Annotated in this window: 1 protein-coding gene; it reads right to left on the bottom strand. The window is 63.0% G+C overall.

Annotated features, from left to right (window positions below):
- A partial coding sequence (locus R2R70_RS21495) for an aminotransferase class I/II-fold pyridoxal phosphate-dependent enzyme (protein WP_410979123.1) occupies nucleotides 1–257 on the bottom strand: 257 nt, incomplete at both ends.

The raw sequence follows: 257 nt of genomic DNA, 5'->3' as shown, positions 1-257 counted from the left end.
AGACGCACGCCCGACGGCATGGTTTTGCCAATCAGGTCTTCGCACGATGCGAACACGTAGAACGCGCCTTGCGGAACTGCACAGTGCAGGCCCGGAGCCTGGTTGATCTGCTCGACAACGAGGTCGCGCCGGCGCTGGAATGCCTCGCGCGAAAGCTCGATGAAGTTCTGCGGGCCGGTCAGGGCAGCCAACGCCGCGTGTTGCGAAATCGTCGACGCTCCGGACGTCTGCTGTCCCTGAAGCTTCTCCATCGCTTC

It is taken from the genome of Cobetia sp. SIMBA_158, assembly GCF_046566945.1.
Taxonomy (GTDB): domain Bacteria; phylum Pseudomonadota; class Gammaproteobacteria; order Pseudomonadales; family Halomonadaceae; genus Cobetia; species Cobetia amphilecti.
The sequence above is the reverse complement of the archived record's forward strand: the minus strand, read 5'-3'. Positions and strand labels throughout refer to the sequence as shown.